Below are 12,071 nucleotides of genomic sequence, written 5' to 3' on the forward strand. Positions count from 1 at the left end.
GACTTAACCGCTGTCTGCTTTTGCGTGCCCGTCTCGTCGGCACACAGCGAGCCATTCCCAAACTGATGACAGCACTCGTCGCCGTCAACGCCTAGAGCTTCTGATTCTTCTCGTTCACGAGGACGACGCGCGGTTGAAAGCTGCGCGCTTCAGCATCGTCGAACTTCGCGTAGGCGACGATGATGATCTTGTCGCCCGCCATCGCGAGTCGGGCAGCGGCGCCGTTCAGCCCGATGATACCAGAACCGGCAGGCGCTTCGATGACGTAGGTCGAAAAACGCGCACCGGTGTCGATATTGTAGATATCGACGCGCTCGTTGAGGAGAAACCCGGCAGCCTCGATCAGCGTCCGATCGATCGAGATCGAGCCTTCATAATGCAAATCCGCTTCCGTGACATACGCACGATGGATCTTGCCTTTCATCAGGGTGACTTGCATCGAGAATATCCCGTCTTTGAGCGCTAGAAATGCACCGCATCGCGTTAGGACGCGCTCAGCCTCCGGTCAATCTTCAAGCTTGGTATACAAATGCGACGATGGGCGCGTATCAGGAGACTATGACAATCGTGGTTGGCGGAGTCATCCCCGACAGCACGTTATGTCGATCAAAACTGGCGCAGCAGCAACGCGCGCTCAAACATTCCCGAAATAATAGCCATGCAAGAACGTCATTCTTCCTAAACCTCGCCCTAGAGACGAAACTTTCACGGCCGCTCCTTTGCCCTAGCCGTGGCAACGGGTGATCTCCTGTGGTTGGCCGAGTGCCCCCTGGCACGCCGATCGCTCGGCTCATCTATCCGATGTTCGTGACCGGATTTGGTACGGCCATGCCGCGGGGATTGATGGATGGGCTCTCGATCAGCGTGGTGCCGCCCGAGCGTGCCGGAATGGCGACCGGCATCTTCAGTACGGTGAGGGTCGCCGGCGAAGGCGTCGCCATAGCGATCGTTCACGCGATCCTGGCATCTCTCACGTACGCTCGGTTTCACGATGTGTGGGGGTATCCCGAGGGCAAACAGCCTCGGATCGCCACCGCAAGGCGGCGTGTTCCCATTGCAGGAGGCGTTCTGAAATCGGAAAGCAGGAAATCCGATAACCCTTGAGAAACCCACGCCGTAAGTACCCTTAGCGGCCCACCGGGCAAGGCCAGGCAACTCTTGGCCAGTCCTTTGTCCGCCTTTTCTATCATCAATGGATATGGAAATCGGCCCATCGTCGTAGTGGAGCAATTAATCGACCTTGAGCACTTTTGAATGGGCACATCCTTTGCGACGCACGGTGATCGGGCCATAAGCATCCGGTAAAGACACTCGAATGCTGCCACCTCTATGCTGCTAAGGCGGCTCACCGCTTGCAACCCGCCGCGCGGTATTCCAACATAGAATCGTCTTGCTCAATCGGAGACGCAACAATTTCCAGATAGTCCTGGGAAATCGTTTGGGCCACGCATCTCCCGTCGAACTTCACTCGCCAACTGCTCGGCGAGCCGCGGCCGACAACAGTCCCCTCACGGCCAGCATAGGCTGGATGCCGTCCGGCGGGCAGCAGCAAACGGTTTCGATACTGGACGAGCTGGTGATCGAACCTAAAGTCCAGCTTCTGGACGAGCCTTTCTCGGCACTGGATTACGAAATGACGCCGTTCATGCGCGAACAGCTCCGGAGAATCTTCATGAAGACGAGGACGACCATGATCCTTGCATCTCATGAACTGGACGAAGCGATCGAACTCGCGGACAAAGTCGTACTGCTCACGCGAAGGCCGACCAAGGTGGCCGAGATAGCGGACGTCGATCTACCTTGGCCGCGCAATCTGGATGTGATCACCGGCGAGCGTTTTATCGAGCTCAAGCCGCATTGTCTCGATCGGTTTTGGCATGAGGTCAAGAACTAGGGATCTGTTGTCGTCCTGCGACTATTTCAGGCCAGACTCGAGACCGACATTCCAGCCGATGCCGAGCCGCTATCGGCGACAGGCTCGCCACCACCCTACTTCTCGTCATCAGGTTCTTTTCAGAGCCGGGATTTTCAGTGGAACGTCGGGGCGCACGACACTGACGGCCGCCGCACCGGTCAACAGGATCAGGACGCCCGTCGCAAACGGGATATTCCAGTTTCCGGTCAGATCGATGAGCCACCCGAATACAACAGGTGAGATAATTCCCGATATCGCCACGCCCATGATGATATAGGCGCTTCCCAAGCCGGCATACTCCTTCGAGATATCCATCGGAACCGCATACATCGGCGCGATCGTCAGCTCCAGAAAGAACATCGCAGCGGCAAGCAGCGCCACGACTGCCGTAAGGTTGTCGATGAACAGACAGGGTATAAGAAATAGAGCAGTACCGACGAGTGAAGTGAACACGACGCCGCAACGGGCGAAACGATTGCGCCCGGTCCGCTTCAGGATCAGGTCGGATGTCATCCCACCTACCGTATTGCCGATCAATCCCGCAAAGAACAGAAAGCTCGTGAGCAGCGCTGAACTTCTGAGGTCGGTGCCGTGCTGATTTGCGAAGTACAGCGGAAGCCAGGATACGAATACCCAGTAGGTCCAGCCGTAAGAGAACATGACGATGGTGACCGGAAACATCCGCTTGGTCAGGATCCAGAGCGGAAAGCGCGCCTTGCGGTCGGGCAGCGAAACGCTCAGGACTTCGAGTCGGTGGGGATCGACTTGCGGGTGGGTACGCGGGTCATCTTGAAAGTAGAACCACCATACCACCGCCCAAACGATCGCGGCCACACCGCATACGATGAACGAAACTCGCCAATCGTACCAGACAATAACGGTTGCGACCAGCGGTGGCGCGATCGCCGCGCCCAGGCGCGACGCACTGTGCGTGATGCCTTGGATGAATCCGAACCGGTGCGCCGGATACCAATTGCGCATGGCCTGTGTAGCCGCAGGGAAAGCCGGTCCTTCACCGAGTCCGACGACCAGCCGCGCAATAAACAGACTGCTCAAGCCACCGGTCAGCCCAGTAAGAATTGTGCCCACTCCAACGATGGAAACAGCGACGAAGAGTGATGCGCGCGCGCCATATTTTCGTGCGCCCCAGCCGCCAAACAGAACAGATGCGAGGTAGGCCCACGAAAAGGCGCTGAAGGCCAGCCCCATTTGGGTATTAGTGAGTTGGAAATGCGCCTTGAGAGGAGCGGCAGCCGCCGAGATGTTCACCCGATCAAGATACATGATCGCGAACAGCACGCAGAGCATGGTGGTAACGACCGTGTGTGCCCTGAAAAGAGATCGGGCGACGGGCTGCATGACAGCCGTGCTGTCGGCGTCCTGATGAACTAGGGCCATATCTCGCTCCTCCACCAAAACTCCTCGACGACGCTTTTATTGCGTCGTTCGTCCCTTTTTGTCGCGACCTAACACCTCTTGAGGGAATTTCGTCGTTATTCGGCCGCCCGCGCTGCTGGTGGCCAATTGCCGCCGAGAATATCCATCGCCGCCTCTACGCCGCCTTTGCGGTGTGGAATGCCCCGCGCCTTCAGACCCATTTCGATGCCTGACAAAGTCCCGGCGACGGTCAGGTTGTTGAAATCGCCGAGATGGCCGATCCGGAACACGCGATCGGCCAGTGGGCCCAACCCGTTGCCCAGCGACATGTTGGCGCGCGCGAGAATTTCACGCCGCAGTTCATCGGCAGAATGTCCTTCCGGCAGTCGCACCGCGGTGAGCGTCGATGAGTATTCCGCCTCGTTCACGCATTGGATGTCGAATCCCCAATGACGTACGGCCGTCCGAGTTGCGTTCGCCGCGCGGTCGTGCCGTGCAAATACCTGATTCAGCCCCTCGTCATGCAGCATTTCCAGGGCGACCTTTAGCCCCTGCAGCAGGTTGGTCGAAGGCGTGTAGGGAAAAAACCCGTTTGCATTGGCCGCAAGCATGTCGTCCCAAGCCAGGAACGCGCGGGGGAACCCTGAAGTCTTCGACGCCGCCAGCGCCTTGTCCGAAATGGCGTTGAAAGACAGGCCAGGCGGGAGCATCAGCCCTTTTTGCGAGCCACCTACCGTCACGTCGACACCCCATTCGTCGTGACGGTAGTCAATGGAGCCCAACGAAGAAATGGTATCGACAAGGAGGAGCGCCGGGTGCCCTGCCCGATCGATCGCCCGCCGCACCGCTGCGATGTCCGACGTGACGCCGGTGGAGGTCTCGTTATGGACGACGGCAACCGCCTTGTAGCTGCGCGTCTTGTCCTCTCGGAGTTTGGCCTCGATCACATCGGCATTCACGCCGGTCCGCCAGTCACCCTTAACGACCTCTGCCTCGAGGCCGAGACATTTTGTCATCTTGCTCCAGAGGGTGGAGAACCAGCCAGTCTCAAACATCAGCAACCGGTCGCCGGGCGACAACGTGTTTACAAGCGCGGCTTCCCAAGCACCCGTTCCGGAGGTCGGGTAGATGACGACCGGATTGCCGGTCTTGAAAACGGTACGTATACCGGCAAGAACTTCGTGGCCAAGTTCGGCGAACTCCGGTCCGCGATGATCGATCGTCGGCTTCGCGATCGCAGCAAGAATCGGCAGCGGAGTATTGGTCGGTCCGGGAATTTGCAGGAAGTGGCGGCCGGTGTGCTGCTGCATTTAAGACTCCGAAAATGAGCTGAGACTAGCGGTGCGAAATGGATCGGCCGTCGCGTATCAAGGTAGACCGTTGCGGCCATGCTCGCGGAAACCAGGTCGTTCAGTCATCAGTTCGTAGTACGCAGCAACGGCGGCGTAGTGAGGCCGAACCAGACCTGAGAGCATGAACCACCGATTGACCACCAGACCCATCGGAATATCGGCGATGGTGAAGTGATTCCCCATCATATAGGGACCATGGGCGGCCAGATGGCCGTTGAGCAATCCGATGACGTGGATTAGCTCCTTCTGTCCCTGCTCGACGTACCATGGATGGTCGTACGGCGCTTCCTTCAACTGCCCGCCTAAGAACGCACCCCGCAACGCATGCGTGACATCGTAGGCGACCCAATCCATCCATTGTTCAATAGCCTGCCGCCCTCCGAAATCTTCGGGGTAGAGATCGGTGGCCCTGTGCTTGGCCGCAAGATAGCGGACGATCGTGTTGGATTCACGCATCACCCGGGTGCCGTCGATTACGACAGGCACCTGCCCCGTCAGATTGAGTTTAAGAAACTCCGCCGTGTTCGTCGGCTTGAAACCACGGCCAAAGTCCTCGCGCACGAACGGAATGCCGATCTCGTCACAGACCCACAGAACCTTACGGACATTGAACGAATTCGCGCGGCCGAGCACTCTGAGCGGTCCGCCCGTGGCAGCCGATAACGACTTAGCGGTCTGATCCGAACTTGATCTTAGTGTATCGCCCGCGTCCGACATGGCTGCTCCAGATTTTCGCTAATTCGCACTGGGACAGATTGAACCGCAAACCTATTCTGATGTAAAATTGGAAAATCGGATCAATTCATGAGCACTATAAATGAATGTCGCACTGCGCCAACTTCGGGCGTTTCTGGCCGTCGCCCGCCGCAGTAGCTTCACCCGCGCCGCGGAGGATGTGGGCTTGTCCCAAAGTGCATTAAGTCTGTCGGTGCGGCAACTCGAGAACGAGTTGGGCCTGAAGCTTCTCGACCGCACGACGCGTCAGGTCCAGTTGACGACGGTCGGGCAGACTTTGGTCGCTTCCGGATCCCGCCTGGTCGATGAACTTGATGCCACGCTGCGGGAGTTACGCGATATCGGCGAACAGCACCGAGGACGCGTCGTGATGGCGTGTGTCCCCGCGGTGGCCCGCAGCCTTATGCCGAAGTGTGTCGCGTATTGTTCGAGCAAGTGGCCGAGCATCTCGCTTAGCATCGACGACAGCGCGGCAAGCGAGGTGATCCGGAAGGTCGGCCGAGGAGAGGTCGAGTTCGGGATTGCAAGCGGAGAAATCGTTGGTTCCGATCTGGATGTTCAGTCGCTGATGGAGGATCCCTTTCGTCTGATATGCCGGCGCGACGATCTTCTCGCCAAACATCGGAACGTTCGTTGGGCGCAGCTCGCTGGCCGACGGCTTGTCATGCTGAACAATACTTCGGGAAGTCGTCAGGTCATCGAAGCTACGCTTGCGAGTATCGGAACGCAGGTTGAGGTTTTTCTCGAGCTTGCCCAGCCGAGCTCTGTTCTCGGAATGGTCGAGGCTGGGGTCGGAATTGCGATCGTGCCGGAGCTCGCCGCCCCTCGCGGCGACGACGCCGCCCTCGCAACTTGCCGTCTTGTAAGACCGGAGGTGAGCCGTACCATCCTGTTGTTGCGGCGCAGAGACCGTTCGCTCTCACCGGCTGCCTCCGCTGTGTGGGCAGCGCTTGTCCATCTTTATCGGAATGCCAGCCGATCATATTCAATCCGCGGCAAGAGCGCCTAGAAAGATGGATCAGGCTCGCACTATCCAGTCGCCAAAACTCCTCCGCGTAGACCGAGTTCCGTCGCGCGCCGCAGGCGGCCACGCGCTTGCGGGCAGCAGCGACCCTGATCGAAATGCTATCAAGGAGCCGATGGGATACGGCGGCCCGCTGGGCTCCCTTTCCCCTGCGCCTGATAGCCGGGTATGGCTTCATGGAACATGGTTTCGCCAAACTCGCCAGGGGCTGGGAAGCCTTCGCGGCGATCTTGCATGCGATCGGCGTGCCCGCACAAAATTTCATGGCATGGTCCACGATAATGATCGAAGTATTCGGAGGTTTGGCAATAATTTTGGGCGCTTTCGTCACGCTTGTCAGCATACCGCTGGCAGCGGTTTTGCTGGTAGCCATGTTTACCGTGCATCTGCCTTACGGGTTCAGCTCGATCAAGCTCATAGCGGTGACTGCTGCCGGCGCGTAGTTCGGGCAGCCGGGCTATGAAACTGACGTGCTGTACCTTGCCTGCCTTGCGGCCCTTGTGCTGGGAGGTTCTGGGCCCTTGGCAGTAGATGGCTTGATCCGAAAGCACATCCTCTCCATGATTGCTCACGACTTCCGCAAATAGCACATTTTTGTTGTAGAAGTCGCCGCTGCCAATTGGGCCGTTGTGCCTCTCCGTTGGCCCTGACGTGTTTGCTATGTCGCCTCAGCGTTTCCGGCGATCGGTCGTGCGTTGCGATAAGGCTCTTTCGCTCGGTACAGAACTTGACCTGAAGCGGGAGGCCAACCGAGCCCAGAAATGACGGCCAGGTTATCCCGGCGTCTCTCCGGTGCTTCGGCTCCCATCGCGTTGTCCGGACAAGTAGTAGAGACGACAAACCTTTCTAGCAGGAATGCGACTGCTAAGCTGGTTTGAGAGCCAGCGATAGGATTTGCCCGACAGGCAGCATCTTGGCGATCAGTGTCGTCCTGAAAAGATCCAGCGCGCGCACTAGAGCCTCTCGTGCCGCTTCAGGGGCAGGTGGAAAGCCCACTCCCGGGCTCGATATCAACTCGCCAGCGATCCTTTCGGCTGCCTGTATCGTTTCCTGACGCAAGCGGGTCAGTTCGCCCGATTGCGCCAGCGAGGCTAGGAGCGCTGTAGTAACCGCGAGACTGCTCGGCCATAGCGCTAAATGCCGAAACAGGCTCGCGACCATCGTCGGCTGCCCTTCCTCCCCCAGACCGTTGACGAAGTAGACCAGACTCCTGATGTCGGGCGCTAGTGCATCAAGTTTCGGAACAGAAGGAATTGCGGCAATCGGCGCTCCGCTAGGTACCTCCATCCAATCCAGCATCGCGTCGTTCGAGCAGTAAGCGGGGTTACGCGCGACATGGGCGAGCGCGGTGATGCCGATGATATTGGCTGCATTTGTCAAATTATACTGAGCAACAAGAGAGCGAATGCCGGTGAGGTCAGAATCGGAAAGTCCGACGATACGCCAGAGCGATGTGGGAAGAATTATCGCGACATTCGCGGCCGGCATGGCCGCTGCGGCCCTCAACAGACCATCATAACCCCAATTCATGCGGATGCAGCCCCACACCCATTCGAGGCCGCCTGGGATGGTCGCAAGGTGCCGGTAGATCAGATTGACGAGCGGCGTGCCCGAAGCGCGCTTGATATCGGCATAAATACGGGCGACGGCCGCAGAAGCGTCTTCCTGCCGAATTTCGGGCAAGACGGGGAGCTGTGAAAAGGCGCTAGACATGTCGTCTGTGCTCTCAGTTATGTTAATCGACGTGTCCGACAGACCGGTGTCGCAACAACGCCATTTCGATCACTGATGGTTGATCGGGTGACAATTGTCACTTGTCCCATTTTAGATCGTACGTTCTACATTACAAGTCCTCGGCCTCTGGCAACGGCACGCTTGTGAATTCCCCTATGACTAGAGTGGCTTCTAAAGAACCGAGACTGTCGCTGTCGCCGGCCTCGCAATAGACCAATTCCACCGTTGGCAGCTGCGGCAGACGCATGCCATGACGGACGACCCGCAGTGGCGGCGCGACCAGCGCGCGGGCGAGGACGGTGATCCCCATTCCCTCCACCGCCGCCGACTTGAGGCATTCAAAGCTCGGGCTGACGAAACTGAGATGCCAGGACCGCTTGTGGTCCTTCAGCGCGGCGATGGCGAAGCGGCGATAGGCGCAGCCTTCGGGAAATAAGATCAGCGGTACCGACTGATTGTCATCGCCCAAATAATTCGGCCCGCTGACCCAGACCAGTTGTTCGCGCAGCGCCACGGTCCCGTTCTTTGCCCCCGTTTCCTGTTTGAAAAAGGCAAGATCGAACTCGCCGCGCATGCTACGCTTCATCAAATTTTCGGATTGATTGGCCTCGACCTCCAGTCCAACCATGGGATGCCTGTTCTTGAAGCGCGCCAGCCATGTCGTGAAATCGCGACCAAAGAAATCAAGCGGCACACCGAGCCGCACAAAACCGGTGAGTACGTCATCGGACATCGAGGCATAGGCCTCATCGTTGAGTTGCAGAATCTTTCGCGCGTACTGCACGAGTTTGCCGCCTTCCGAGGTCAGTTCGAGCACACGACCCTTGCGCCGCGTCAGCAGCGCCTTGCCGACCTGGGTTTCGAGTTTCGCGATCTGCTGGCTGATCGTCGATTGGGAGCGGCCGACGGTTTCCGCCGCGCGCGAAAAGCTCATGCTGTCGGCGATGACCAGAAACGAGCGCAGGCAGTCGATATCGAAGTTCACCGAGATCTCCATAATCGCAAAATACGATATCGATCATCGTTATTATTCATTTTGCCACTTCAGACACCGTCCGTAAAGACGTAGTAGCCGCTTTGCGCATAATGACGCCCAAGGACTGGCCAACCCCGCTGCAATGCGGGACGCAAATCGCCCCGCGCCTTCCGCGCATCGCATAATCGATGCCGAGAGCGTGAAGGACGCGATTTGATGACAAAAACGCGGGAGGGGAATCGTGGCTCGCAACGGGACATCGCTTGAGGCTGCGCACGCCTCGGTCAAGGAGTTGATCGCCGGGAAGCTGAAGTATCTGGTGCCGATGACGATCATTTTCATAGTCAGTTATATCGGCCTGACCGTATTCGCCGGTTTCGCCAAAGACCTGATGGGCATGAAGATCGCCGGCGCGGTCAATCTGGGCTTCGCGCTGATCGCGCTCAACTATCTGCTGTCATGGGTCCTCGCGATCGTCTACGGGCGCATCGCCGCCGGCAAGTTCGATCCACTCGCCGCGAGGGCTGCGATGGAGATCTCCGGGCGGGGAAATTGAGATGAACCTCACGCTCGGCATATTCATCGTCATCCTGCTGATCACCCTCTGCATCACCTGTTGGGCCGCCAGGCGCACGCATACCACGAGCGATTTCTACGCCGCCGACAGCCAGCTCACCGCGGCGCAAAATGGATTTGCACTGGCCGGCGACTGGTGTAGCGCCGCGGCCTTCCTGGGGTTCACCGGGCTCACCGCGCTTTACGGCATGGATGGTGCTTTCTATGCGCTTGGCCCGCTGGTTGCCTTTTGCACGGTGCTGTTTCTGATCGCGGAGCCAATGCGCAATACCGGAAAATACACTCTTGGCGATGTCATCCGTAGCCGAATGCAGACGCGAACCTCGCTGCTTGCGGCGATTGCAGGAACGGTGGTTGTCAACTTTGCCTATTTGATGCCGCAGATGGCGGGAGCCGGCGTGCTGGTGCGACTGCTGACCGGCATTTCCTACGACTGGGCGGTGATTTTGGTCGGCATCAGCATGATCGTCTACGTTGCTTTCGGCGGCATGCTGGCGACGACCTGGGTGCAGATCGTCAAGGCGGTGCTGATGCTGAGCGCGGGAGCGATCATCCTGGTGATGATCCTGTCGCTGGTGCACTTCAATCCGCTAACGCTGTTCACCGATGCCGAACAGAAATACACCGCCAATTATCTGCTGCCCGGAAACTATCTGAAGAATCCGTTCGACCAGATATCGCTCGGACTTGGCTATACGTTCGGGCTGGCGGGATTGCCGCATGTGATGACGCGATTCTACACGGTGCCCGACGCCAAGACGGCCCGTCGTTCCGTGGTATGGGTGATGTTTCTCGCCGGCGCATTCTTCGCGGGCACCACGCTGTTCGGATTGGCCGCTGCGAATTACGTCGGTCAGGACGCGATCCGAGCCGCCGACAAGGGCGGCAACCTGACGCTACCGCTCCTCGCGCAATATCTCGGCGGTGGAAAGGGCAGCTTCGGCGGAGATTTGATGCTTGGCTTCGTCGCCGCGGTGGCGGTCGCCACGATCCTCGCCGTGGTCTCGGCGCTGACGCTGTCGACCTCAGGCGCCATTGCGCACGACTTCTACGTCAACTGGATCAAGCGCGGACAGGTCGACGGCAAACAGGAAGTCCGGATCGCGCGGATCGCTGCCGTCGTCATCGGCGTGCTTGCAATTGCACTCGGAATTCTCGCGCAGGGCGTCAATGTCGCGGTGCTGGTGATTCTTGCAATCTGCGTAGCCGCCAGCGCCAACTTCCCGGTGTTGATCCTGTCGCTGTTCTGGCGGAGATTCAATACCAGTGGCGTAGTCGGCGGCATGACGGTCGGCCTCATCTCTTCAGTCGTGCTGGCGATGATCGGACCGGCGATGCGCGGCGCCGACGCGCTCTGGCCTCTGGTCAATCCGACGATCGTCTCGTTGCCTCTGGGGTTCCTCGGCGCCGTGTTGGGCACGCTGATCTCGGGGCGCGACGCAGAAAACGAAAAACGCTTCGACGCATTCCTGCTTCAGGTTCACACCGGTGTCGCGCCGGGGTAGATGGGCAGCTGCGCTTGCTGAAAGAAGTCAGCCGCGGTTCACCGCGGCCGATCGGTTTTACTCCACAACCCGTGAGATAAAGGGTCCGCCCTGTGACGATCAAAGCTGTTGTTTTCGATGCCTATGGCACCCTCTACGATATCCAATCGGTAGCCGCGATCACTGATGAAGCCTTCCCCGGATATGGCGAGATCATCACCCAGATCTGGCGTCTGAAGCAGCTGGAATACACCTGGCTGCGATCGCTGATGCAGCGCTATGAGGACTTCTCGATCATCACGCGCGAGTCGTTAGCCTACACGCTGCGATGCCTCGGGCTGAAGAACGATCCTGGCGTGTTCGAGCGTATCATGGGCAAGTACGCCCATCTCGATCTTTATCCCGACGCGAAGGCAACGCTCGCGGCGATGAAGGGTCGCAAGCTCGCGATACTGTCGAACGGCAGCACCGATATGCTCAATTCTCTTGTTGGCAATACGGGGCTGGACCGGATCCTGGATGCCACGATCAGCGTCGATTCCAAACAGATCTTCAAGCCGGCCCCTGATGCCTACACGCTAATCGAAACGAATCTCGGGGTCGCGCCTGCCGACGTGCTGTTCGTGTCCTCAAATCCGTTCGATGCTTGCGGCGCCAAGGCGTTCGGCCTGAAAGTAGCGTGGATCGAGCGGGTGACGCCCGAGGCCATGGCCGAGGCCTGCCAGAAAAGCGATCTCATCGCACCGCTGACCATGTTCAGGGCACTCCGGATGCAGATGGATCAGCTGGGCCTTGAACCAGACTATCGCGTCGACGGGCTCTCCGCGCTGGTCGAAATCTTGTCGTCGATGCCGAGTTAGCCGATTCCGCTGGCCGCTTTAGCCTGCTCCAGGAGGAA

General features: G+C 58.7%; 13 protein-coding genes. 6 read left to right on the top strand and 7 right to left on the bottom strand.

Annotation, left to right across the window (positions count from 1 at the left end; translation table 11 throughout):
- Positions 1-91: 91 nt before the first annotated feature.
- Together panD and NL528_RS47245 are read right to left on the bottom strand one after the other, a co-directional pair.
- The gene (gene panD, locus NL528_RS29255; RefSeq protein ID WP_309177847.1) at positions 92-439 is read right to left on the bottom strand and encodes an aspartate 1-decarboxylase; all 348 of its coding nucleotides are present in this window, start codon (positions 437-439) and stop codon (positions 92-94) included.
- A gap of 355 nt (positions 440-794) precedes the next feature.
- The gene (locus NL528_RS47245; protein ID WP_375143902.1) at positions 795-941 is read right to left on the bottom strand and encodes a hypothetical protein; all 147 of its coding nucleotides are present in this window, start codon (positions 939-941) and stop codon (positions 795-797) included.
- A 587-nt stretch (positions 942-1,528) separates the two neighbouring features.
- Between NL528_RS47245 and NL528_RS29265 the strand changes: the two genes are divergently transcribed.
- The gene (locus tag NL528_RS29265) at positions 1,529-1,894 is read left to right on the top strand and encodes a hypothetical protein (protein WP_309177848.1); all 366 of its coding nucleotides are present in this window, start codon (positions 1,529-1,531) and stop codon (positions 1,892-1,894) included.
- A 108-nt stretch (positions 1,895-2,002) separates the two neighbouring features.
- Here NL528_RS29265 and NL528_RS29270 read toward each other — a convergent pair whose 3' ends face one another.
- The 3 genes from NL528_RS29270 to NL528_RS29280 all read right to left on the bottom strand — a co-directional run bounded on the left by NL528_RS29270 (position 2,003) and on the right by NL528_RS29280 (position 5,361).
- Complete coding sequence (locus NL528_RS29270; RefSeq protein WP_309177849.1) at positions 2,003-3,313, bottom strand: MFS transporter; 1,311 nt, start codon at positions 3,311-3,313, stop codon at positions 2,003-2,005.
- A gap of 95 nt (positions 3,314-3,408) precedes the next feature.
- Positions 3,409-4,602 (bottom strand): aminotransferase class V-fold PLP-dependent enzyme, encoded by a 1,194-nt coding sequence (locus NL528_RS29275; protein WP_309177850.1) that lies wholly within the window; start codon positions 4,600-4,602, stop codon positions 3,409-3,411.
- 57 nt (positions 4,603-4,659) lie between these two features.
- A complete protein-coding gene (locus NL528_RS29280) occupies positions 4,660-5,361 on the bottom strand; it encodes a glutathione S-transferase family protein (protein WP_309177851.1) in 702 nt (233 codons plus the stop codon).
- 100 nt (positions 5,362-5,461) lie between these two features.
- Here NL528_RS29280 and NL528_RS29285 point away from each other — a divergent pair, with 100 nt between their 5' ends.
- Both NL528_RS29285 and NL528_RS29290 read left to right on the top strand, forming a co-directional pair.
- Positions 5,462-6,388: a LysR family transcriptional regulator gene (locus NL528_RS29285; protein WP_309177852.1), complete on the top strand. Its 927-nt coding sequence runs from the start codon at positions 5,462-5,464 to the stop codon at positions 6,386-6,388.
- An 86-nt stretch (positions 6,389-6,474) separates the two neighbouring features.
- Positions 6,475-6,846 carry a DoxX family protein gene (locus NL528_RS29290; RefSeq protein WP_309177853.1) on the top strand — a complete coding sequence of 124 codons (372 nt, stop codon included), beginning with the start codon at positions 6,475-6,477 and terminating at the stop codon, positions 6,844-6,846.
- Positions 6,847-7,267: 421 nt separating this feature from the next.
- Here NL528_RS29290 and NL528_RS29295 read toward each other — a convergent pair whose 3' ends face one another.
- Together NL528_RS29295 and NL528_RS29300 are read right to left on the bottom strand one after the other, a co-directional pair.
- Positions 7,268-8,116: a hypothetical protein gene (locus NL528_RS29295; RefSeq protein WP_309177854.1), complete on the bottom strand. Its 849-nt coding sequence runs from the start codon at positions 8,114-8,116 to the stop codon at positions 7,268-7,270.
- A 130-nt stretch (positions 8,117-8,246) separates the two neighbouring features.
- Positions 8,247-9,122 carry a LysR substrate-binding domain-containing protein gene (locus NL528_RS29300; RefSeq protein ID WP_309177855.1) on the bottom strand — a complete coding sequence of 292 codons (876 nt, stop codon included), beginning with the start codon at positions 9,120-9,122 and terminating at the stop codon, positions 8,247-8,249.
- A gap of 232 nt (positions 9,123-9,354) precedes the next feature.
- Here NL528_RS29300 and NL528_RS29305 point away from each other — a divergent pair, with 232 nt between their 5' ends.
- The 3 genes from NL528_RS29305 to NL528_RS29315 all read left to right on the top strand — a co-directional run bounded on the left by NL528_RS29305 (position 9,355) and on the right by NL528_RS29315 (position 12,033).
- Complete coding sequence (locus tag NL528_RS29305; protein ID WP_309177856.1) at positions 9,355-9,669, top strand: DUF485 domain-containing protein; 315 nt, start codon at positions 9,355-9,357, stop codon at positions 9,667-9,669.
- 1 nt (position 9,670) lies between these two features.
- Positions 9,671-11,194 carry a cation acetate symporter gene (locus NL528_RS29310; RefSeq protein ID WP_309177857.1) on the top strand — a complete coding sequence of 508 codons (1,524 nt, stop codon included), beginning with the start codon at positions 9,671-9,673 and terminating at the stop codon, positions 11,192-11,194.
- A gap of 92 nt (positions 11,195-11,286) precedes the next feature.
- Positions 11,287-12,033, top strand: coding sequence for a haloacid dehalogenase type II (locus NL528_RS29315; protein ID WP_309177858.1), 747 nt, complete (start codon positions 11,287-11,289; stop codon positions 12,031-12,033).
- Positions 12,034-12,071: the final 38 nt, after the last annotated feature.

The sequence above is a fragment of the Bradyrhizobium sp. Ash2021 genome, from assembly GCF_031202265.1.
GTDB lineage: Bacteria > Pseudomonadota > Alphaproteobacteria > Rhizobiales > Xanthobacteraceae > Bradyrhizobium.

What these genes read in the sequence shown, in the direction of transcription:
- panD (WP_309177847.1), bottom strand. Translation starts at nt 439, where the DNA reads ATGCAAGTCACCCTGATGAAAGGCAAGATCCATCGTGCGTATGTCACG.
- NL528_RS47245 (WP_375143902.1), bottom strand. Translation starts at nt 941, where the DNA reads ATGGCGACGCCTTCGCCGGCGACCCTCACCGTACTGAAGATGCCGGTC.
- NL528_RS29265 (WP_309177848.1), top strand. Translation starts at nt 1,529, where the DNA reads ATGCCGTCCGGCGGGCAGCAGCAAACGGTTTCGATACTGGACGAGCTG.
- NL528_RS29270 (WP_309177849.1), bottom strand. Translation starts at nt 3,313, where the DNA reads ATGGCCCTAGTTCATCAGGACGCCGACAGCACGGCTGTCATGCAGCCC.
- NL528_RS29275 (WP_309177850.1), bottom strand. Translation starts at nt 4,602, where the DNA reads ATGCAGCAGCACACCGGCCGCCACTTCCTGCAAATTCCCGGACCGACC.
- NL528_RS29280 (WP_309177851.1), bottom strand. Translation starts at nt 5,361, where the DNA reads ATGTCGGACGCGGGCGATACACTAAGATCAAGTTCGGATCAGACCGCT.
- NL528_RS29285 (WP_309177852.1), top strand. Translation starts at nt 5,462, where the DNA reads ATGAATGTCGCACTGCGCCAACTTCGGGCGTTTCTGGCCGTCGCCCGC.
- NL528_RS29295 (WP_309177854.1), bottom strand. Translation starts at nt 8,116, where the DNA reads ATGTCTAGCGCCTTTTCACAGCTCCCCGTCTTGCCCGAAATTCGGCAG.
- NL528_RS29310 (WP_309177857.1), top strand. Translation starts at nt 9,671, where the DNA reads ATGAACCTCACGCTCGGCATATTCATCGTCATCCTGCTGATCACCCTC.